The sequence below is a fragment of the Anaerosporobacter sp. genome, from assembly GCF_031551385.1.
GTDB lineage: Bacteria > Bacillota > Clostridia > Lachnospirales > Lachnospiraceae > Anaerosporobacter.
This window is the reverse complement of sequence record NZ_JAVBNS010000009.1, coordinates 138,401-161,662: the sequence shown is the minus strand read 5'-3', so window position 1 is coordinate 161,662 and position 23,262 is coordinate 138,401. Positions and strand designations below refer to the sequence as shown.

General features: G+C 35.3%; 21 protein-coding genes. 5 read left to right on the top strand and 16 right to left on the bottom strand.

Features of this window, described 5'->3' with window-relative positions; translation table 11 throughout:
* Positions 1-113: 113 nt before the first annotated feature.
* The 5 genes from RMR19_RS01930 to RMR19_RS01910 form a co-directional block, all read right to left on the bottom strand.
* Positions 114-1,505, bottom strand: a complete 1,392-nt coding sequence (locus RMR19_RS01930; RefSeq protein ID WP_310601805.1) for a citrate/2-methylcitrate synthase — start codon at positions 1,503-1,505, stop codon at positions 114-116.
* A 280-nt stretch (positions 1,506-1,785) separates the two neighbouring features.
* Entirely contained in the window at positions 1,786-2,721 is a 936-nt protein-coding gene (gene argF, locus RMR19_RS01925; RefSeq protein WP_310601804.1) for an ornithine carbamoyltransferase, read from the bottom strand.
* Positions 2,722-2,866: 145 nt separating this feature from the next.
* Positions 2,867-3,817 (bottom strand): DUF4097 family beta strand repeat-containing protein, encoded by a 951-nt coding sequence (locus RMR19_RS01920; protein WP_310601803.1) that lies wholly within the window; start codon positions 3,815-3,817, stop codon positions 2,867-2,869.
* Between the two features lie 211 nt (positions 3,818-4,028).
* Complete coding sequence (locus RMR19_RS01915) at positions 4,029-4,910, bottom strand: radical SAM protein (protein ID WP_310601802.1); 882 nt, start codon at positions 4,908-4,910, stop codon at positions 4,029-4,031.
* Positions 4,911-4,921: 11 nt separating this feature from the next.
* Complete coding sequence (locus RMR19_RS01910; RefSeq protein ID WP_310601801.1) at positions 4,922-5,821, bottom strand: radical SAM protein; 900 nt, start codon at positions 5,819-5,821, stop codon at positions 4,922-4,924.
* A 304-nt stretch (positions 5,822-6,125) separates the two neighbouring features.
* Between RMR19_RS01910 and RMR19_RS01905 the strand changes: the two genes are divergently transcribed.
* Positions 6,126-6,437 (top strand): winged helix-turn-helix transcriptional regulator, encoded by a 312-nt coding sequence (locus RMR19_RS01905; protein WP_331654603.1) that lies wholly within the window; start codon positions 6,126-6,128, stop codon positions 6,435-6,437.
* 242 nt (positions 6,438-6,679) lie between these two features.
* Here the strand turns inward: RMR19_RS01905 and RMR19_RS01900 are convergent, their stop codons facing one another.
* Positions 6,680-7,741 (bottom strand): hypothetical protein, encoded by a 1,062-nt coding sequence (locus RMR19_RS01900; RefSeq protein WP_310601799.1) that lies wholly within the window; start codon positions 7,739-7,741, stop codon positions 6,680-6,682.
* The gene (locus RMR19_RS01895) at positions 7,742-8,188 is read right to left on the bottom strand and encodes a hypothetical protein (protein WP_310601798.1); all 447 of its coding nucleotides are present in this window, start codon (positions 8,186-8,188) and stop codon (positions 7,742-7,744) included. It lies immediately after the preceding gene.
* Between the two features lie 580 nt (positions 8,189-8,768).
* Here RMR19_RS01895 and RMR19_RS01890 point away from each other — a divergent pair.
* Positions 8,769-10,943 (top strand): sensor domain-containing diguanylate cyclase, encoded by a 2,175-nt coding sequence (locus tag RMR19_RS01890; protein ID WP_310601797.1) that lies wholly within the window; start codon positions 8,769-8,771, stop codon positions 10,941-10,943.
* Between the two features lie 101 nt (positions 10,944-11,044).
* Here RMR19_RS01890 and RMR19_RS01885 read toward each other — a convergent pair whose 3' ends face one another.
* From RMR19_RS01885 to slmA (RMR19_RS01855), 7 genes are all read right to left on the bottom strand, one after another.
* Positions 11,045-11,533, bottom strand: a complete 489-nt coding sequence (locus RMR19_RS01885) for a hypothetical protein (protein ID WP_310601796.1) — start codon at positions 11,531-11,533, stop codon at positions 11,045-11,047.
* 77 nt (positions 11,534-11,610) lie between these two features.
* The gene (gene lanM, locus RMR19_RS01880) at positions 11,611-14,721 is read right to left on the bottom strand and encodes a type 2 lanthipeptide synthetase LanM (RefSeq protein ID WP_310601795.1); all 3,111 of its coding nucleotides are present in this window, start codon (positions 14,719-14,721) and stop codon (positions 11,611-11,613) included.
* Between the two features lie 33 nt (positions 14,722-14,754).
* Positions 14,755-16,779, bottom strand: coding sequence for an ABC transporter permease (locus RMR19_RS01875; protein WP_310601794.1), 2,025 nt, complete (start codon positions 16,777-16,779; stop codon positions 14,755-14,757).
* A complete protein-coding gene (locus RMR19_RS01870) occupies positions 16,769-17,536 on the bottom strand; it encodes an ABC transporter ATP-binding protein (protein WP_310601793.1) in 768 nt (255 codons plus the stop codon). The genes RMR19_RS01875 and RMR19_RS01870 overlap by 11 nt, the downstream gene beginning before the upstream one ends.
* 216 nt (positions 17,537-17,752) lie before the next feature.
* Positions 17,753-17,956: a salivaricin M family lantibiotic gene (gene slmA / locus RMR19_RS01865; RefSeq protein ID WP_310601792.1), complete on the bottom strand. Its 204-nt coding sequence runs from the start codon at positions 17,954-17,956 to the stop codon at positions 17,753-17,755.
* A 78-nt stretch (positions 17,957-18,034) separates the two neighbouring features.
* A complete protein-coding gene (slmA, locus tag RMR19_RS01860) occupies positions 18,035-18,238 on the bottom strand; it encodes a salivaricin M family lantibiotic (protein ID WP_310601791.1) in 204 nt (67 codons plus the stop codon).
* Between the two features lie 72 nt (positions 18,239-18,310).
* Positions 18,311-18,511: a salivaricin M family lantibiotic gene (slmA, locus tag RMR19_RS01855; RefSeq protein WP_310601790.1), complete on the bottom strand. Its 201-nt coding sequence runs from the start codon at positions 18,509-18,511 to the stop codon at positions 18,311-18,313.
* A 375-nt stretch (positions 18,512-18,886) separates the two neighbouring features.
* On the opposite strand from slmA (RMR19_RS01855), the gene RMR19_RS01850 reads away from it, so the two are divergent.
* Entirely contained in the window at positions 18,887-19,450 is a 564-nt protein-coding gene (locus RMR19_RS01850) for an accessory gene regulator B family protein (protein ID WP_310601817.1), read from the top strand.
* 11 nt (positions 19,451-19,461) lie between these two features.
* On the opposite strand, the gene RMR19_RS01845 is transcribed toward RMR19_RS01850, so the two are convergent.
* Positions 19,462-19,614, bottom strand: a complete 153-nt coding sequence (locus tag RMR19_RS01845) for a hypothetical protein (RefSeq protein WP_310601789.1) — start codon at positions 19,612-19,614, stop codon at positions 19,462-19,464.
* 427 nt (positions 19,615-20,041) lie between these two features.
* Between RMR19_RS01845 and RMR19_RS01840 the strand changes: the two genes are divergently transcribed.
* Both RMR19_RS01840 and RMR19_RS01835 read left to right on the top strand, forming a co-directional pair.
* On the top strand, positions 20,042-20,989 hold the full coding sequence (locus RMR19_RS01840) for a GHKL domain-containing protein (protein ID WP_310601788.1): 948 nt from the start codon (positions 20,042-20,044) through the stop codon (positions 20,987-20,989).
* A 303-nt stretch (positions 20,990-21,292) separates the two neighbouring features.
* Entirely contained in the window at positions 21,293-22,417 is a 1,125-nt protein-coding gene (locus RMR19_RS01835) for a sensor histidine kinase (protein WP_310601787.1), read from the top strand.
* Between the two features lie 83 nt (positions 22,418-22,500).
* Here RMR19_RS01835 and RMR19_RS01830 read toward each other — a convergent pair whose 3' ends face one another.
* Complete coding sequence (locus RMR19_RS01830; RefSeq protein ID WP_310601786.1) at positions 22,501-23,250, bottom strand: LytR/AlgR family response regulator transcription factor; 750 nt, start codon at positions 23,248-23,250, stop codon at positions 22,501-22,503.
* Positions 23,251-23,262 lie beyond the last annotated feature (12 nt).

Genomic DNA, 23,262 nt, shown 5'->3' with positions numbered 1-23,262 from the left:
CCCTCCATAGTTTTAAAGTGTTACTGTTTACACAGTAACTTTAAAGCTGCTACACTACGCTTTCAAAAAATATCTTTGAAAAACCAGTATAACAGCTTTACTATTTTATATTCTTATGCTTCTTTTTCCTCTTCAGCGATACGATCTTCCATTGTCTTATATGGTTTGTGCTTTGCAACACTCTTATATCCCGGACGGATAATCTTACCATCATTGATAATTTCTTCAAGACGATGCGCAGACCAACCTGCTATACGTGCTATTGCAAAAATAGGTGTATATAATTCCATTGGTAAATCAAGCATTCTATATACAAATCCACTATAGAAGTCTACGTTAGCACTAACTCCCTTGTAGATTCTTCTTTCCTTCGCAATAACTTCTGGTGCTAATCTCTCTACCATACTATATAAAGCGTATTCTTTTTGTAGACCTTTCTCATCTGAAAGATTCTTAACAAATCCCCTCAAGATATCTGCACGAGGATCCGAGATGGAATATACTGCATGACCCATTCCATAGATTAATCCTGCATTATCAAATGCTTTCTTGTTCAATAAATCAACTAAGTACTGGCGTACTGCCTCTTCATCTTCCCAATCTTTGATTGTCTCTTTCATGTCTTCAAACATCTTAATTACTTTGATGTTCGCTCCACCATGTCTAGGACCTTTTAATGAACCAAGGGAAGCTGCAATCGCAGAATACGTATCTGTTCCTGATGAAGTAACAACATGATCTGTAAATGTTGAATTATTACCGCCACCATGCTCAGCATGTAATACTAACGCAATATCAAGTATTTTTGCTTCTAGTTCAGAAAACTTACTGTCTGGACGTAAGATATATAATATGTTCTCCGCAGTCGATAACTCTTGCTGCGGTGAGTGAATAAACAAACTATTTCCATCATGATAATGACTATATGCTTGATATCCATATACAGATAGCATTGGGAATAACGCTATCAATTGAAGACATTGTCTTAATACATTCTCAACAGATGTATCATCTGCCATTTCATCATAAGAATATAGAGTTAATACACTTCTTGCTAAAGTATTCATCATATCCTTACTTGGAGCTTTCATAATAATGTCTCTAACAAAGTTTGTTGGTAACTCTTCTCTATATTTTGCTAATAAAGCATTCAGATTATTCAGTTGTTCCTTACTTGGCAACGCACCAAATAGTAACAGATATATTGTTTCTTCAAATCCAAATCGCTTCTCTGTAATAAACCCATTAACAAGGTCTTGCACATTAACACCTTGGTAATACAGTTTACCTTCACAAGGGACCAAATCACTATCCACAATAGTATAGGATACGATTTCTGAAATCTCTGTCAATCCTGTTAGCACACCCTTACCGCTAACATCACGAAGACCTCTTTTTACTTCATATTTTCCATATAATTCTGGATCTATTTTGCTGTTTTTTTTGCATAATTCGGCTAATTCCTTTACCTCTTTTGCAATTTCAGCGTACTCAAATTGTTTCATAGTTCCTTCTCCTTTCAAAATGGGTGACGGTTTTACCGAAATTAATTTCACGAATTTTAAATGCGAAGTCATTCCTATAAAGCTCGATTGTTACTAGTATAGCATAAATATCTCTATTTGTATGTCATTTTCATGACATTTTTATGAAAACTTAATAATTATTTATTCAATAATAAAAGACTCTTATCACGAAATCAATATGATTTCTCCGTAAGAGTCTTATATAAACTGATACACGGATTGCTACGCATTTTATACTCTCGCAATCCTTGTATCATAATTATTCACCTAATGTAGCTACCATAACTGCTTTAATCGTATGCATACGATTCTCTGCTTCGTCAAATATTACTTCAGCAAATTCTTCAAATAATTCTTCTGTTACTTCTTTGCCTTTTACTGCTGGTAGGCAGTGTAAGAAGACTGTCGAATCTTTCTTTGTCTTCGCAAGTAAGTTATGATTTACTTGGTATGGTGAAAGCATTGCGATACGTTCTGCCGCTTTGTCTTCTTCACCCATAGAGCACCATACATCTGTATAGATTGCATCTGCACCTTCTACTGCATTCAAATCATCTGTAACTTCGATTACAGAACCAGCTTCTTTTGCATATTCGTTACAAGTGTTCACCAATGTATCTTCTGGCCATAATTCTTTCGGTGCAAGAATTACGAAATTAATTCCTAATTTAGAAGAACCAATCATTAAACTGTTTGCCATATTGTTTCTTCCATCACCTACATATACTAATTTTAATCCTTTTAAATGTCCAAATTGCTCTTTTAATGTTAGGAAATCTGCTAAGATTTGTGTTGGATGATATTCATCTGTAAGGCCATTCCATACAGGTACACCACTATACTTTGCTAATTTCTCTACGGTATCTTGTTTGAATCCACGGAATTCAATACCATCAAACATTCTACCAAGTACACGAGCTGTATCTTCTACACTTTCTTTATGTCCAAGTTGAATGTCATCTTTTCCAAGATATTCTGGGTGTCCACCTTCATCAACACAGCCAATTGTAAATGAACATCTTGTTCTCGTGGAAGGTTTCTCAAATATTAATGCAATATTCTTACCCTTTAAGCTATTACCTGTAATACCATTCTTTTTCTTTGCTTTTAAATCTGCTGCTAAATCAATAAAATATGTAATCTCTTCTGGTGTAAAATCTTTCAATGTTAAAAAACTACGTCCTTTTAAATTCATCTCTGTTCACGTTCCCCTTTCAATGGTTGTTTATAATTATTCATTTCAGATATATTTTCGTTGCATATATACAATCGCATTGCATATTTATTCATACTTCAATAGTATACCTTAATCGCTTCTCTGTCAATAGATTTCTAATTACTTATCGAATTGTTACATCAATACGGCCTGAACCAGCCTTTAATTGCAATTGTCTATCCATTTCTATCTCGCTCTTATAATTTTTACTATATTCCTTGCCATTTATAGAGACATCTTCACCATCTATTTTAAATGAATAATCTTCCATATCTCCTTCTATATTCAATTCAATCTTTCCACTACCACAAGTAAATTTAGATGTACCTGTTAATTCTCCCTTTAGATAAATCTTCCCTGAACCAGTCTGTCCTGCTATATTCATTAATTTAACATTCTTAGCTTCTAAACGTCCTGAGCCAATCTCTACTGTAGCATTTCTAGCCTCCAAGCTCTTACAGTTCACATCTCCTGATCCAATTTCCATACTTAACTTGTCGCATTCCGTATAACCAAATTGTATGTCTCCTGATCCTACTGATGTTTCCATGGTATTTGCTGATAATTCCTTTATATTAATGTCTCCTGATCCCACTTGAATCGTAAATGAGTCTACTTGTATCTTGTCCATCGATATTGTTCCTGAACCCGTTACTATCTTACATTCTTTTGCTGACAATACAGAAACCATCTGAACTTCCTTGCTTCCATTTTTAATGGAAATTTTATCAAACTCTATATTACTTGGAATTGTTATCGTTATTAGTGGTGGAAAATCAAAATTATCAAAGTCATATACACTAAATTTGCCTTTTATAGATTTTACAAATAGTGTCTCCCCTTTTTGTTCGAACGTATACGTGTCTTTTTTTAGACTCTCTCCTTCTACACAAAAAGCCTCACCTTCCACTATCTTCACTTCCACATTATCACTTTCAATATATAAACTCGTTATGTCTCCTGTTGGTTCAAATGTATAATCATATCTCTCATCTTCATCTGCCATTAAAATAAGTATTCCTATAATAACAATACATATCATAAGTATTTTTCGCGTACGTGGACTAATCTCCATATTGCCTTCTTCCTCCCCTAGAATAGTGATAGGTTCATTATACAAGACTTCTACTTGATTTTCCAGTAATTATATATTTATTTCATTCGGGGTGTATTATGTGGGGATTAAATGTTTGTAAAACATAACAAAGCACCTACAGAATTTTCTTCCATTGGTGCTTTGCTATATTTCTTACTTGTCATTGTAATGATAACGACATGCCTTCCCTCTACCCCAATGACTTCAAACCATCTCTATAGCTCAGCATCTCTTCCTCTGTAAATGTCTCCATAATCTGCTCAATCTCACTAATTACATATTCTCGTTCTTTCGGTAGATACGCAGCAATCGGATAAAAATTTGAATTAGAATTAGCAAATAAATGCATCCTTATCTTTAGGTTCTGAATAAAAACCTGCAATTCTTTCAGACGCTCGTGTTCTCCTGCTGGAATAAATATCCCCTCTTGCGCCATAGTATATAGCTTTGTATCTGAAAATAATGTCAGTGCATCAATAGAGATAAAGTAGGGATTAAGTTGACTGAAAAGTCTAGCGCTATTTATTGCATTACGATATCCATTGTTTTTTCCAGCCAATCCTGTCATATATACAAAGTAATATTCAATATTCGCTTCCTCTAACTTCCTACACTGTTCTAAAATGTCATAAGATGTATAACCTTTTCCTGCTAACGCAAGAGTAGTATCATCTCCACTTTCAACTCCGATACTAAGTCCATTCACTCCCATCGCTCGTAACTTCTTTAACTGCCATACATCTTTATTCTTAATGTCCCGAATGCTTGCAAACATCGCAATATGCTGGCATTTGATTAAATAGTCTCTCACTGTCAAAACATAAGGTTTTAACGTTTCATAACTTAGAGCAAACGGATTCGCTCCTGTCAAAAACAACCTCCTTGCATTTGGTTGAAGAGATTTTATTTCTTGTAAATCCACTTCGAATTTTTCAAGTGTTGTCAAACCAAATGCTTCCTGCTTATACAGACTGCAGAAATTACACTTATTCCATGTGCAGCCACTTGTCAATTCAATAATACATGAATCCGCTTCATAAGGAGGTCTCCATGTTCTTCCTGTGAAATGCATAATAATCCCCCTTATAAATGCGGAAGGTTCTTACGATAATTTCGAAGCTCCCTCTCACTCATACCTGCTATTATCTCATCTAATATTGACAGCAATTTCTCTTTGTCCCTTGGTAAATAACCTTGAAGCTGTATCGCATTTGATGCCCCTAATGCTGCAAATTCCGTCTCATTTTGCAAACTCTCAACAAGCATTCTAAGCTCTTGATATTTCTCAAGCTCCCCTGCTTCTTTCCATGTTCCTTTCTTAATCTCTTGCAAAAGTTCAGAATCAGGATAAATTGTCAGCATATTCGCTCCTACCATCTTAGGTTGCAACTGATTACAGATTTCTGCTGTTCTCTTAGCTCCCTGCTCTCCCTTTCCCGCTCCTGAAATACTTGTCAAATAGAACAATTTATATTGTATATTAGCCTGCTCCAATCGCTTACACTGTTCAAGAATATCCTCAGACTGATAACCTTTATTCATAAAACTAAGTGCTTCATCATCACAAGTCTCCATTCCAATCGTCAATCCATCGTATCCTATCGCTTGCAAAGACTTCAACTCTTCATCTGTCTTCAATGTAATATCCGTAATTCTTGCAAAGCACCCTATTGTCTGATTCTCTGGAAAATACCGTTTTATCAGTTTTCCAATAGACAGTAACCTCTCATATTGCAACACAAAAGGATTCGCTCCCGTTAAAAAAGTTCGTTTTACTTTATAATTTTCCCACAATTCATATTGCCCTTTTGCTTCCTGCAAATCTTGTTCAATATCCTCTAATGGTGACATACGAAATCGAAATGGTAAGTCATTATATAGTGTGCAAAACTTACATTTATGATGTGTACACCCTGCTGTTACTTCCAAAAGTAATGAAGATGCCTCATAAGGTGGCCTCCAAATCGTACCTGTATAATGCATATCTTAATTCTCCTTTCGTAGGAGGTAGAACTGATTTCATTCTTGCCTTTGACATCACTCTTTTATGAATACACATGCAACTTTCAATCCGTCCACCGCTCCAAATTTATAAAATTAAGATACTTTATATAGTTTCACTTCTCAAGTACTGTCTTTTTTTAGTAATAGTATCATTTTTGATACTAAGTACGAATAATAACCGTATCTTGTTTTTTTATTTCATGCACGATATACTTACACTGAGGTGATACAAATGGCTAATAATAAATTTAACGATGAAACCTTTGTCGCACGCTGCGTGCCTATGAATAAGTTACAATCTGTCATCGGTGGCAAATGGAAAATATTAATTCTATGGTATATAACTTTTTATAAAGTACAACGTTTCGGAGAACTTATGCGCCGACTTGACGGTATTACACAATCTACATTAACGAAACAGCTAAGAGAATTAGAATCTGATGGTTTTATACATAGAGAAATCTATAAGGAAATCCCTCCGAAAGTAGAGTATTCCCTTACCGAGTTCGGGGAGAGTTTTATTCCTGTTTTACAGACTATGATGACTTGGAGCGAGACCTATCTTTGCCCTGATTATCAGAATCCCTATAGATAGAAAACACCTTGAGACAATAGCTTCTAAGGCATTATCTCAAGGTGCTTACTATTTTACTTTATTCAATACCATATATGTATTCCTATAAAACGGCATCTTCAGCATACTAGTATTCCATAATTTTTTAAACTCTGAATTTTCTACTCTTCTATTGTAATATTTTTCATCGCAATCAACAAACTCTTCCAATGGCTTCCCTGTATTTGTATCCCAATATTAACATTTATTATATCTATGATTGTTTATTTTTTAATTTCTTTAGAAACCTCATTTTTGATTTTTTTACCAGTTTCATCTCTTATCTCGACATGGCAATCTGTATGCGATATTCCCTCGTACTCTCCTTCAATTTTACCAATCCATTTATCCAAAAGCAAATTCCCTTTTTTATCCTTAAACGTATAGGTACAGTCTTCGATAGTATAGGGCACAGTTACTTTACATTTTTTTGATATAAAGTGAACTGTACATTTTGAATATGGCTTAACTACCGGAGCAACATCTACAGAAAATGAACGTTTATTTTCACTTGAGGATGTCGTTCCGTTCAACTCTGTATTAGTTTTTACATGTTCATACTCGTAGCCGCCACTGACTTCTCCACTAAAAAAAGAGTCTTTTCCACCCATCTTTACTTTAAAACCAATTTTAGCCGTATGTTTATTACTACTAGATTTAGTAGTAGAATGTGTCCACGAATTTGTCTCACTTAATTCAACTGTCTGCTGTACCCTCATAGTTGCTTCTACATCCCTATCATTATCACAAATAGTCGAATAACTTTCTTGAGTACCCATTTCTACCACATCTATTTTACTTTCATCATATTGAACTAACGTTCCATCAGAATTTTTCACATCTATTGCTAAGCTGTTTTTTGATGTCCATATGACATTTCCTCGTTTTTTATCATTATCGTAAAGCTCCACCTCACCTTCATCATTGATACCAAGGGAGAATGGTGGCTTTAGCTTCTCTAAAAAACCCGCCTTAGCAGGCATTGATTTCATTATGTCATCCTTCGACCATATCCTTATTGTCCTGTTATCAGGTTTGCCAGGGTTGGTAGATTTATAGGCAGATATAACAGCGTAATCCTCTAATTTTACTATGATATCTTCTGCTGTCTTATCACCTATTGCCCATAAGGTTAATAAATAATTTTTACCTTGTGGCGAGGTCGCTGAACTTGCAATCAGCGTGCCTTCAGGTCCAATACTAAGTGTCCAGTAACGATTAGGAGACCATATTTTTTCTCCCTTTTTGATTATTTCATTATTTGATAACCACTCTTTATCCCCCATCTATTTCCCTCCTTGTCCAATTACATAACCACAAACCTTTTCAAATATGTAATCACTCCCATTAGGTATCTCATTAGCATCAGTTGTATAGAAATGATCGGATGTTTTAGGATTGTAGTAACGGTATAGCTTGCTCGTCATATCTTTGAATGGTGTTAGTGACACATAACATAAAATACCCTCATCTCGATAACCGTTTTTAGTAATTTCATTTTTATCTGTCGTATAGAAATGATCATTACGCTCTGAATTGTATCCTCTATATAGCGGAATAACACTTCCAACTTGATACCGCATAGCCAAAAACTCTATTTTTTCATAATGCATATCTCCATTCCCATGTCCTATTTCACCCCAGTTATTCGTATAAAAATGCTTATACATAGTTTTTTCCGAACTACAATACCTATAAATTGGTAAAACAGAGTACAATTCATTATCAGCCATTCTTGCATCCTCCCTTTCATTTCACTCAATGCACAAAATATTGTGGAAATTGTTGGCATTAAATACTTTTCCATTATTATACTGAAAAACTATACAAAATGCAACACATTTCAATTTATTAACTCTGTTTTTTACAATTTTCATTTCCAAAACGCCAATCGCATATACAACTTCTATATTCTTTTAGTTTTTTTACGCTTTTTCTAATGTTTTTACGCAATTATCAAACATCGCATCTTGGCTACCCTAAATTACACTCTCAAACAATGTAATAAAGACATATTTCTATCCATTTCGAGACATACTAACTTTGAAGTGACGATTATCCTATGTAGCTCCAGAAATTCAAGCGCAACTCAAAACACCCTGCAATTGTTGTTTTTTCTTTATGTGAGTGGTATAGTATTTCTATATATTATTTTACAAACAAAGATGGCAACATCCGATTTACAATATAACTATTTGTAATGTAACTATTCTGAACAGTTAGCACATTATAGAAAGGCACTATATGACCAATCAAAATCCAAATTACCTTGAGTTACAAAAAAAATTAGAAGAAACTACTACTCTATGAAGTATGCGTGAACAAGAATTACACTCACTGCTCAATCATCTCCCTGGAGGTATATTTACTTGTTCCAATGATGAACGGCTTTCCATTCAAGATTGTAATCACAATTTTCTTCAATTATTTGGTTATGACAGCATCGAACAGTTACGAGAAGAAACTGGTGGTAGCTTTCTACAACTTCTTTACGAAGCCGATCGTGAAGAAGCACTAGCAAAAGCTCTTCAACGTAGAGATCTCATTACTAATGATAATATCTTTTACAGAGGAGTACGTAAAGATGGCAGTTTGGTGTGGATACACGACCAAGGACATTTATACATAGATAATGACCATGAATATTTCTACTGTGTATTGCAGGACAACAGCTACGCCATGCGTGCCACAGAGGACTTACGTCTCAGTCTAGAACGACATCAAATCATCCTCAACCAAACAAACGATGTTCTCTTTGAATGGGATTTAGTAACAGATAGCTTATTTGTTTCCTCCAATTGGGAGAAAAAATTTGGATATTCACCCAATACTATAAAAGATGGGTTGCTCTCTCGTTTCCGTTCACATATCCATCCTGATGATCAAGCAAGTCAGCAAGCTTTAGTTGATAACCTTCGTGCTGGTACTCCCATGGTAGAAGCCACGATTCGCATTGCAACAGTCACGGGTGAATGGCTTTGGTGCAGGGAGCGTGGAACTGCACAATTCGACGATCACGGAAAGGTGATACGTGCAGTAGGTTGTATTGTAGACATTGATCGTGACAAACGCTATTTAGATGAAATGCGTAACCGTGCCGAACATGATTCTCTTACTAATCTATGTAATAAAATTACCACCCAAAGTCAAATCACAGCCATATTGTCTGTTCCACATAAAAAACATATTTATGCCTTAGTGCTTTTAGATGTAGATAATTTTAAAATGGTAAATAATGTGCAAGGTCACCTTGCTGGTGATGTATTGTTAATCGACCTTGCCAAAAAAATCAAGAAAAATGCCCATACTCGCGACATTTGTGGTCGTGTGGGTGGTGATGAGTTTGCCATGTTGCTGTGTGGTAATCACAGTCGTGAAGAAGTCGCATGCCAAGTTCAGAAAATATTAGATGATATTGCAACTCTTCAGCCTAACTTTGATGTTCCATTCTCCTGTAGTGCAGGTATTGCATTATTTCCAGAGAATGGTACAAACTATACCACGCTATTTACACATGCTGACACTGCACTCTACCAATCTAAACATAATGGCAAATCAGGATATACTTTCTATTCGCCCGAACTAGAGCAAAACACAAACACTTATACTGGTACAACCTTTGATAACCATGATGCCTCTGCTTTTACCAGCCAACTTAGCATGTACTTTTTTCATCAGCTTTACTTAACAGATGATATTGAAACTGCAATTCCTAAAGTTCTAGAAATTGCAGGTAAGTTAGTAGATGTAAGTCGTGTGTATATTTCTGAAGAAAACGAGGATAATACCGCTATTATTTCTGCTTATGAATGGTGCAATGAGGGTGTTGCCTCTATGGAAGATATGCTGATTAATATGACACCAATAGATATGGCAGTATATAAAGAACGATTGAGTATCGATGGTTTTATAAGTTGCACCGATGTAACTAAGCTAACCACTAGACATCAAGAGCTTCTTGCTCCAAAAGGCGTTTCCGCTATATTACATTGTGGATTGTATCAAAACGGTCAGTATCGTGGTTTTGTTGGCTTTGATAAATGTGAAGCTATCCAAGCTTGGACCCAAGAGCAACTAGATGTACTTAAGCAACTATCTGAAATTCTAGGGATGTTTCTCTCTAGACAACATGAACAGTTAAAGAGTGCACACACCTTAAATCTATTAGAAATGGTATTAGATAGTATGGACCACCATGTTTATGTGGTCGATGCAGAGGATTTCCATCTAGTATATGCTAATAAACTTACTAGATCTCTTCTTCCCGAAGATGCAATTGGTCATCTTTGTCACCGTGATTTATGTGGTTTAAACGAACCTTGTGAGTTATGCCCTATTAAGAGCATACAGGGTTCTGATAAAACAGAATACCAATGTACTATGTTTAACCCTCTAACACAACGCAGAGTATCTGTTAAAGCAGTGAAGCTTATTTGGGCAGGCGGTCAAGCCGTGTATTTGGTAACACCTGTAAACTTGGATATTTAATAGTATGACTTTTGACGTAACTAATAAGGCAAGAAAATCAATAGAATTCTCAACGAATCTATTAGTTTTCTTGCCTATTCTTAGATTATCATATTAATACTTTATTTGATATCAACAATCCATTCACTTCCTGTATAATCAACCAGCTTAAATGTATCTTCAGACAGCCAAATAATTTCATGAGTTATCGTTTCATTATATCCTGCACCAAAATCAAAGGTTATCGGTGTCATAAATAAAAAGTTTACCTTGCGATAGATCGATGGTCTACTCGCATAGTCGTATTCAATGAGTATTGTGTTACTACCATTTGGAGAGATATGTTCCGCTCGTCTTTCCCGTGGGTCAGAGATTGTACTTATAAAATAGATACAAGTAGCAATTAAAATTATGATTAGTAAGGGCTTAACATTTTTCTTAACATCAAGCAACATTCCTGCTAATAATGCAATTAGCAATAATAAAAATGTATATCTACGCGATGAGGGTATTGCCAATACGTTAAACAAAGACAGCATAAAACTTAACAGTGCAAGTATACTTATGCAAATATATACTATGTAATACGGTTGTTTCCTTCGATTTTTCATGATTAAGATTTTTCTCCTGTTTTATTAAAAATGCCATGTCCTTTAAAATACTTATCTATCGCATTCTTTAGTTTCCATTACATCAAACATAACACCGATGCCAAATAAGAATCTTCTGATGCCTGCTCCAATACACCAAGCCCTAAACCTGCAACGCCCGTCATAAGTCCCCAGTCTTCTAAGACAAATCGTTGGCTATTATGTAGTTCATCTTTGACAAATAATTGCGTTGTCTCAGATACCTTCTTCTCTAATGCTGTATCACCAAGAAATTCTGCTACATATTTCAAGATACACAGCGTTCCCATATCTCCATGGCATAAGCATACATCATAGCCAAATCCTGTCTCTTTCAACTGTTCGCACATCATGTGAATCTCACGCTGAAGCTCTGATGACTCCATTCCTGATTGGCAAAGTATTATCTTTGCTAACATTATACCACTAATTCCATTGCACCAGGAAAAATAATGTGCGTTTTCTCGTAAATTCCAAACACCACGTTTTTCATCATATCGAGAACGCTCATAATTCAATCCCATTCGGATGCATTCTGTAATACGTTCGTCTTGTAAAATGGTATTTGCTCTTGCAAGATGTGCCATAATACCTGCATTTCCATGCACATATCCAATATCTCCATTATCAAACCATGTTATGTGATTTTGCTCCACTAAACTTGCTCTCTGCAACAGTAACTCTGCAATTTTTCCAATGACAGCTTTTACTTTTCCCGCCAAATCACCAGTGCACTGTTCATATAACGTTGTCAACACACCCAATGTACCTGCTACTCCACCTAATACATCATCTTTTTCTTCCTCGTGAATGTGTTCCCTTATTTTTTGTAATACACTTTCTATTTGCTCCCACTTCTCTTCTTCTTTGCAAACACCCATCTGCATCATTTTACTACAAACATACAAGTATCCTGCAATACCTGTAAATGCGCCAGCACCCATCATTTTATAATCCTCATCATTTAAATGAATTAGGATTTGTTCTACCGAATTCAAGGTATCCTTTCCGAATTCCAAAAATTCTTTTTCTCCTGTCATTTGTGCCAATTTCAAGAAGTAAAGTGCCACACCGCAATTCCCCTTATAAATGTCCCAACCAGCAGGTACAATGTTACATGCTTCTTCACCCTTACCTTGATAAGAAAGCCAGCTAATACATCGTTTCCCATTAATGGACTCACAGACTGCCCTTTCTTGTATCTCTCTGGCAATCCTGCGAGATTCCTCTGCTAAATTATACGGATACTGCGCTTCCCCATCTTCTACAAGCTTCATTTTTGTTCCTTCCAAAAGATCCGTCTCCATACTACAGCCCATATAGCTAAAATAAATTAACGATACTTGACGTTTTAAATCGACTGCTGACATACCTTGAATTTTTCTCTCTATTTTTTGTAATGGGCTTTCCTTTGATTGCATTTCAATCTTTTTGGTTCCATTATAAATCTGCGTATCATTTGCTGACATATGATATGATGGCACATCTTCCTGCATCATAGAGCTGATTTCATCTTGAAACAATGCTTGATTTGATTCACCTTCTTCATATAAAATTCCTAAACGATGAAAGTATATTTCTCGATCCATTTTATTGTGTAATAAATCTGGGTGATAACTGGTATGCAATAACTGCGTATAATTGTTTGTTGTTTTACAAAGCACACGGCATTCTACGTTTTCAAATAATTCATATAATTTGGCAATATACACGTCCTTATGAATCAAAACCCACTGATACGTTTCTATGAATGCATCTCGCACTTCTTTGAAATACTTTGTTCCACCAATCTTCTCCTCTTTATAAATAGGAAGATTGTTATTCAATGGAATTTCTTTTTGCTCTGATTCAATTGTAACTTCATCACTCTCTCTATTTCTCAATACTCTAGCTTTAAATGGTGATTTTCGCTTCCTTCCAGAAGAAATTGCACCTACTTCCATCGTATCATTCGTATGATAATTCTGCAATAATGTTGGTAAAAGAGCCGTTGTGTGCACGCCTTGCGCTAAAACATCACATATTACTTCCTCTATGCTTCCTGCCACCTTTTCCTCAACAATATCCGAATGAAGCAATGTTTCCACATCAATCAACATAGGATATGCTCCTTGTGCTATGACATTTTCACAGTGAAAATCCTTTGCATTTAACGTATATAATATACAAAGCACTTCTCCCATTCGTGCATAAAACTGCTGCACCTCTTTTTCTGTTTTACAAGGAAGATTCTCAATAAATTCTACCCAGCCTGCCCCATCAATCGAATGGATCTTACAAGCACGTAATGGAAGAAAATTAGGAATCGCAGAATTCACCCACTCTACCAGTTTCTGATAGCTATGCTCCATCTCAAACGAACGTGGCTTATACATGATCCTTACTCCATCTTCAAAATGCAATTGCGCTACCGTACGTCCATGGTCATGTGTATCTCCACTTCCCAAACATATCTTTTCTAATTTCCCTAGTTTCTTTATATCAAGTTTCTTCTTTATGTTTTGATACTCTTTTTCTGTATTTTGAATAATTTCTAATACATACTGAATATTATAGGATACCATACGATCCATCACCTTATATAGTTCTGGATAACTCAGATATAACTCCTCAAGATAGTCCATATCCCTTAATAGCTGACTACTGAAGTATTCACCTCTTTCTTTTGGTGTTTTTCCTTTTAATTGTTTTGCATCCGCTGCTACATGTAGCTCTCCTGCCAACATACGATAACTTGCGTCACTCAGCTTATCGGCAATGTCACGTAATGTTGCTTCGACTACCACATCACAATCGGCAATAATTTCGGCATGCTCAATTCCAACATATACTTTTTCTATATGCTTATATAACATTGGTACATAAAAGTAGGACCACTTATCTTCCACTCTTATTTTTTCACAGAATGCATTCACACGTTCCATATATTTATTTTCTTTATACATGTTTTCTTTTAAATTCGTATAGAGCTCTTTTATCTCAACTAATACATGATTTTCATGTTCATATGCCTCCCAATAATCCTCTAAGCTTCTTTTGGAAATGCAGTTGATAATCTGTTCTACTTCCTCTTTATTTTTACACTCTGGATATAAGCGCACCCAATAATTCATTACTTGTTCTTTATTTAATTTCTTTTTATCTACCTTATATTCCTCTAAATCATTCATGTATCTATCCTCCAAATCCAAAAGATTTCCTTATTATTTTTTCTTTTTTACCAACAGCATTTTCCCACAAACCAAACAGGTAACCCCATAATAACCACCATAAATCACAAGCATCACAAGCAAAGTCGCAATCATATTCGTGCCTACTTCCATATTCAAAAAGTCACTGACACGTTTTGTAATGAACGGCATCGCTGCCATTGTATAGACTCCAGCCAAAACCAAAGGCACTCCAAAGTGCACCCCTACCTGCTTGTATATCGTTCCCTTCATCATAGTTTCCGGTACGCCCTGTTTTTTTAATACAAGATAACGTTTCTGATTATCCTCAGCCTCTGTAAGCTGCTCAACCGAAATAAGCGCAACACAAATCAATAGAAAAACAAATCCAATATACATACATAAAAATACGGGAAGCCCTTGTGCTGCATACTGCATTGTTTTCATACGCGCCGCGGAAGTCCAATCAAATGGAGACGTTTTCAGTGTATCGATATTCAGCTTTGACAATGCTTCATTGCCCTGCTCACCAGTAACTCCTTTTTTCCAGTTTCCTTGAAGAACATAGTACTCTCCCTCTGCCCTCATTGCTACTGCATCTGGCACAATCAACGTACCTCTGTCATTATCTCCAATTGCAGTCTCCAGATAGACATAGTCTAGTCGCTTTTTGTCAGCAAGCTTTAACTCTGTACCATAAACGACGAGACTGTCTTTTTCTTTTATAAATGCATCAATATACTTCATTGTTCCCTTATAGTTACAATTTAGATAAAATCCATCCTTTGGAAGTTCCAGTTCTTCTTTGTTTTGTAGACGCAACAATGCATTAAAATCACTGATTCCTATCATCCACACATCTTTATCCAACAATCCCATTTTTTCATCATGAATATATAGTTGTACGTCCTGACCTTCAAACAGCTGCTTATATGTGATATCTGCAGATTTTCCTTGAAATTGATAACTTGATGCCATCATCGGCGCTAAATCAACGGGATCCTCATAATGTTTTGCTCTTTCCAAAACATCTACTTTTTCCTGCGTAGTCTCCTCGCTATCCTCATAAAGTAATACAAAATCATATGGTGCAAAATCTTCTGACATCTGATCCATCGTAAGTGCAATGCTAGTACCTGTGGTAATCGCAACCAGCGTTGCTGTAAGCAGCAGACAAATCATTGCCATCGAGATGAAATTACTTTGCATCTTACTTCCAATTTGACGAATTAAAAAACTATTAATATTTTTGTAATACAGCTTTCTATTCTTTTTTAATAGTCCCATAGCAACTGTCGCAACCGCATAGAAAATACAAATTGTTGCAACAACCATAAAGAGAATTCCCCTAACTCCAGCCTTGGGTGTTGGAAGCAAATCCTCTGTCTTAAACTGAAGCATCGCTAGAATGACACACACTATTCCAATCAAAAGTACAGATAGATTAATCCACGTCTTCTGTTTTTTCAATTCCTCATTCTTACGATCCGCTATCAGTAGATCAATCAATCTTACTTTGGATACCGTACTTACATTAAATATTGCTGCTATTACATAAATAATTGCAAAACACAGCAGTGTCACACCAAATGCATGACTAGAAAAAGTCAAATGAAATGCACTAACATTCCCGCCAAACATTTGTATTGCAAACAGAACCAATATCTGCCCTATTAACACTCCAAACAACGTACCTGCCGCCAACGAAGCAATTCCGATTACCAACGTCTCTCCCACAAAAATCCCAGAAATCTTTCTTTTCTTCATTCCAAGAAGCATATAGATTCCCAATTCCTTTTTTCTTCGTTTTAATAAGAAACGATTAACGTATAAAATCAAAAATCCAAGCATAATTGCAATTACTACAGAGGAAGCTTCTATGATATCCTGTAAAATATCCATAAACTTGCTGACTTCTCCTAAATGTTGTAGCGCTTCCGCTTCGGACACGGCATTAAACGCATAGAATATACCAATTGACATCATCATAGTCAAAAAATAAATTCCATAATCTTTCATGTTTCTTCGTAGATTTTGAAATATAAGTTTAAGCCTCATTGTCATCCTCTCCTCCCAGTTTTGCCACAACACTTAGAATTTTCTGATAAAATTCATTTCGTGTATTTGTTTCTTTTCTAAGTTCATGAAAGATACGGCCATCTTTAATGAATAAGATTCGTTTACAATAAGACGCAGAAAACGAATCATGCGTTACCATCATAATCGTAGCATTCTGATTATCGTTTAACTCCGTTAATTGATTCAATAACATTTTAGCAGATTTTGAATCTAATGCTCCTGTTGGCTCATCTGCTAATATCAATGCAGGATTGGTAATGATTGCACGAGCTGCTGCAACACGTTGTTGCTGTCCTCCTGACATTTCATACGGATATTTTTCCAACACTTCCTTGATATTCAAAAGCTCCGCCACTTGACGGATACGAGCATCTATTTCCTTTACAGAGACTTTTAAAATAGATAATGCCAATGCGATGTTGTCATATGCCGTCAGTGTATCAAGTAAATTAAACTGTTGAAAGATAAATCCGAGCTTTTCTCTTCGAAAATCGGATAACTTGTTTCCTTTCAGCTTCGTTATATCAGAACCATCAATTTCAATCAAACCTGAAGTTACCGTATCAATTGTAGATATACAGTTCAAAAGTGTCGTCTTTCCAGAACCAGACACACCCATAATTCCAATAAATTCCCCCTCCTCCACATCAAATGAAATGTCGTCAAGTGCTTTTGTCTGATTTTCCTTAGATCCATAAATTTTTTTTACATGTTCTACTGTTAAAATCGTATTCATATTTTTGTTCCTCCTATATTTGTTTATATGGTTTTATTTTCCATTCTGCAATAAAGCTTAGATTCTCAAAATATCGGACAACTTTTATTCTTACTTATTCGTTATCTTTGATTTCTTTATCCTGCATTTTGAAAATCCAAGATATACATCTCTATTATCTTGGGGATGTGACCAAACACATCCCCATATTTAATTATTTACTTATTTTTATATAGCTTAAGCACATGCTTTATGTGGTGTTGTGCATTCATATGATATTGTGAAAAAATTTCCGCATTTATTAGCCATCGTTAATTGGACTGCTGTACGCGCTCCTCCACCTGCTACTTGACCTTCAAAGTCTTGCTCTTTGATTTCCTCTACTACATTTGTTGTTACTGCTTTTTCTTGGTATTGATTTCTCATTTCTGTTTTACTCATTGTTTTTCTTTCCTCTCTGTTTTGTTTTTTCTTTTTTATTTTTCTTTTCTTAATCTATATTAAGACTTCATACTATTCTTAGCCACATTTAACATTGTTGCTTGTGCACTCATATGACACAGTAAACGCTTTTCCGCATTTTCCTGCTAATGTTAATTGGATTGCTGTGCTCCAACCTCCACCTGCTACTTGACCTTCTAAGTCTTGCTCTTTAATTTCCTCTGTTACATTTGTTGTTGCTACTTTTTCTTCGTATTGATTTCTCATTTCTGTTTTACTCATTGTTTTTCTTTCCTCTCTATTTTGTTTTTTCTTTTTTAATTATGTAACACTTTATAAGATTCTTAGTGCTATTTAGCATTTTACATTGTTGCTTGTGCATTCATATGATACGGTAAATGCTTTTCCGCATTTTCCTGCTAATGTCAATTGGATTGCTGTGCTCCAACCGCCTCCGGCTACTTGACCTTCTAAGTCTTGTTCTTTGATTTCCTCTGTTACATTTGTTGTTGCTACTTTTTCTTCGTATTGATTTCTCATTTCTGTTTTACTCATTGTTTTTCTTTCCTCTCTTTTCTTTACTTTTATTTTTTTATACTTTATTGTACAGAATTTCTATGTACTGCAAAGATGTATACCTCTCTGCTTTTGTTTTTCTCTGTACTCTGTTGTATAGGTGTATTATACATAGGCATTTATGCTTTGTAGCAAAATTGCATAAAGAGCCTTTTTTGCTATCTTTCTGTATTTTTGAAACACTTTTTTTAACGTTTATCCCTGATTTTTTTATGTTCGTTCCTTTTTCCCTTCTTCTTAGGTTGTAAACAATACACACAAAAGGATTGATTTTACATCTAAATTCCATTATAATATGGAGCGTTATGATTACTTTACACATTTTATTGATAAAATAGGAAGGGAGCAGTTAAAATAGACTTACAACATAAACTTTCCATAGTCATTGCCAACATACTTGATAAAGATACACCCAAGCAGGATACAGAGCATATTCTACTTATATATGGTATAGAGGTATTTCTAAACGAATTCTTAAAGCTAACCATCAATCTTCTAATTGCATGGCCAATGGGACTTCTTCCACAAGCTGTTTTTGCCTCCATCTATCTGTTATTACTTCGAAGATATTCTGGCGGGCGACATTTTCAAAGTAACCTGGCTTGTGGTATTTTTAGCTTTACTGTGATTGTACTTTTCCCTGGAATCGGAATGTTTCTTTCACTTCCCCTTATCGTGCGATGTGCACTTATCGTTGGAACAACTGGATTACTCGCTTATTCCGTACCTTTTTTAAAAGAAGATGACGAGCTGGAATATAATATGATTTTAAAACGCAAATGCATTACTTTATTCATCTATCTTGCTGGATTGGGAATTGGATTTTATCTTGGTGGTGTTCACCTAGTACAAGGAGCTATCTTTATCGGTGCTACCGTTGCGATATCTGCTATACCTAGGCACAAAAAAACTGCATAGCTCGTAATAAGCTACGCAGTTTTTTTTGTGATTTCTTGTTTTAATTTAAGTAACTCGGTTGGTGTAGGAACTTCACAGTAACAGAAAGCACTTGCTTTTTTCCAAAGAGTTATCTCCCCTGTTTTTAATGCACATTCTTTTAAAATACTTTTTAAATTTGTCATATTTATTCTCCATTTTTTTCGTTTTCTATGTTATATCACAATTATAATCTTTCTTTCACTTCTATAAAAAAATTTGAATAAAACATCAAAAAGAATTACTTTTCGTAAATCATTCTTATTTCTTTTACGAAAAATCAAAAAAATCTTATTCTAAACAATTTAACAAGCAAACAAATACCATAACTTTACACATTTCATTTCACACTATGATAGACTATTGACATTTATTTTCTGGAGGTTTTATATGATAACTATTATTGCAAATATCTTTTCTGCTATATGGCTCCCAATTGTGTTAACAATTTGGATACAAACTGGAGTTTCTAGACAAAAGCATTTATTACATATTCTATCTTTATTTTTTATTTTTTTAATATGTTCTATATTACCAACACATGAATATGTATGGCTGATTATGTTTCCTCTTATGGCATTCGCAACTTACATGATACTAAAATGTTCTTTGATACAACTGATTTACATACCACTTGCATACCTACTCATTGCTTTTTGTAATAATACGGTTGAAGCAGCAGCTATGGCACTACTCAAAATTACATCAGAAACATTGTACCAAACACTACTTCCATGCCTCTGCGTATTACTAATCACAACAATACTTGCCATCAGCCTTGCTTATCTTTCAAAGCAATTTTTGAAAAAAGCAATCCTGCTTCTTCAAAACAAAGACTATCGCGAGATGGCAATCTTAGTTTGTACCAGCATTGTATTCTGCACCATTGTATTTTTGGTAAACCTATACTATATACGTGCTATGAGTTATCCATTAAAGGGAATGATTGCAACCCTCGGTATTTTCGCTCTCTATGTTGTACTTACGCTGGCTCTCACACTAGTTATGTTTCGCCTTTTTCGTGAAAAATCCCGTATGCGATTTGAGCAGGAACATCAGGAAAGCCTCGCAGAATATACTCGCCAGATGGAAGCGATGAATGCAAAACTTCGTTCATTCAAACACGACTATACAAACATTCTCCTCTCCATCTACGGTTACATTGAAGACAGCGACATGGAGGAGATTCGTCCTATTCCCATCCAAACAGTGGACTTTTCACGAATTTTGGGTATCTTTCTTGATAATGCAATGGAAGCTACAGAGCTATGTGACACCAAACGAATCGAACTGAATCTAATTCAAAATCCAGATTCTATGATTTTTACTCTTCGTAATACATTTCAAAACACTGGTGTTTCTCTTGCACAGATGCGTAAAAGAGGATTTTCCACCAAAGGAGATTCACGCGGATTAGGACTGGCAAATGTAAGAGAGCTTTTAGCGCGCTATGAAAATGTGGAAAATATAACGGAGATACAGGGTGATTTTTTTGTGCAACAACTTGTCATACAAGAATAAAGAAAGAAAATTAATTTTACATTTTTCCCAAAAATTTTAATATAAAGTAACAAAACTTGACAATTTCTAATTTGCATTATAATATACTATTGACATTTATTTTCTGGAGGTTTTTTTATGATAAACGTTATTACAAGTATTTTTGCTTGTTTATGGATCCCAATTGTGTTAACGATATGGATACAAACTGGGGTTTCTAAGAAGACACATCTATTACATATTATATCTTTATTATCTATTCATTTGATAATATGTTATTCATTATCAATACGCGAACATATATGGCTACTTCTGTTTCCTCTTATGGCATTCGCAACTTACATGATACTAAAATGTTCTTTGATACAACTGATTTACATACCACTTGCATACCTACTCATTGCTTTTTGTAATAATACGGTTGAAGCAGCAGCTATGGCACTACTCAAAGTTACATCAGAAACATTGTACCAAACACTACTTCCATGCCTCTGCGTATTGCTAATCACAACGATACTTGCTGTACTCCTTGCTTATCTTTCAAAGCATTTTTTGAAAAAAGCAATCCTTCTTCTTCAAAACCAAGACTATCGTGAGATGGCAATCTTAGTTTGTGCCAGCATCGTACTCTGCACCATTGTATTTTTGGTAAACCTATACTATATACGTGCTATGAGTTATCCATTAAAGGGAATGATTGCAACCCTCGGTATTTTCGCGCTCTATGTAGTACTTACACTAGCTCTCACACTGGTTATGTTTCGTCTTTTTCGTGAAAAATCCCGTATGCGATTTGAGCAGGAACATCAGGAAAGCCTCGCCGAATATACTCGCCAGATGGAAGCGATGAATGAAAAACTTCGCTCTTTTAAACATGACTATACAAACATTCTCCTCTCCATCTATGGTTTCATCCAAGATCGAGACATAGACGGGCTCACTGAACATTTTCAAAAAGAAATCTTACCAACTAATGCTGCATTAAACCAAGGAAACTACCGACTTTCTCAGCTTTCCCATATTCAAGATAAGGGTATCAAAGGTGTTCTATCCTCTAAACTCATGCAGGCACACGAACATGGTATTGAAGTATATATCGATATCTTAGATGAGATTCGTCACATTCCCCTCCATACAGTGGACTTTTCACGAATCTTAGGTATCTTTCTTGATAATGCAATGGAAGCTACTGAAACATGTGACACCAAACGAATTGAACTGAATCTAATACAAAATCCAGATTCTATGGTTTTCACTCTTCGTAATACATTTCAAAACACTGGCGTTTCTCTTGCACAGATGCGTAAAAGGGGATTTTCCACCAAAGGAGATTCACGCGGACTAGGACTAGCAAATGTAAGAGAGCTTTTAGCAGACTATGAAAACGTGGAAAATATAACTGAAATACAGGGTGATTTTTTTGTTCAACAACTTGTCATACAAGAATAAATAAAAAAAGAGCAGTTGCAAAATAAAATTTTCTACGATATATCGTGGTCAAACCTTATTTTGCAACTGCCCTTTTTTTATCTTTACTTTTTCTTTTGACGTTCCATGAATGTACGTATTGACTTTCTCGTTGCGAAACACGTATCTCCATTGTCCAAATAGATGATTTGCTCTTTTAGATCAATTTCCTTTACATGACTGCAATTCACAATGAAAGAACGATGGCATCGATAAAACCGATCGCCTAGTTGCTCCTCTACCTCTTTCATTTGTCCCGTAAATTCAAGAATACTAGTCGTTGTATGTACCAACAAATGATGTAGCGTCTCTGCCGTCTCAAAATACAAAATATCATCTAATGCAATACAATACTCTCTATCTGCCGTTTTAACAATATAGGTCGGCTGCGACAGATTATTTGGTGAGGTATAGCGCTTATACGCCTCCAAAATACACGAATGAATTCGTGCCCTTACCTCATCCGATTCTCCCACCTTATCCTTTACGATATAGTCCAATGCCTCTACCCGATAGGTAAATGTCATGGTAGCCATACCTGCAAGTGCAGTAAGGAACACAATAAATCCTCTTTGATCCAGCTTTCGAATCCGCTGTGCTAATTGCAATCCATTTATTTCTGCTTGCAAATCAACATCCAAAAAATAAATTCCTGGATCGCTCTGCTGTTCGGCAACCCGTAACACTTCATACGGATCTGCCGTTTTACAGATAAAGTTCAGATCCAAATCCTCTATCAAAACAATATTTTCTATAAATTTTGTAACCATATCTCGTTGTATTTTGTTGTCTTCACACAGATAAATGTTTAACATATTTCCTCCTCG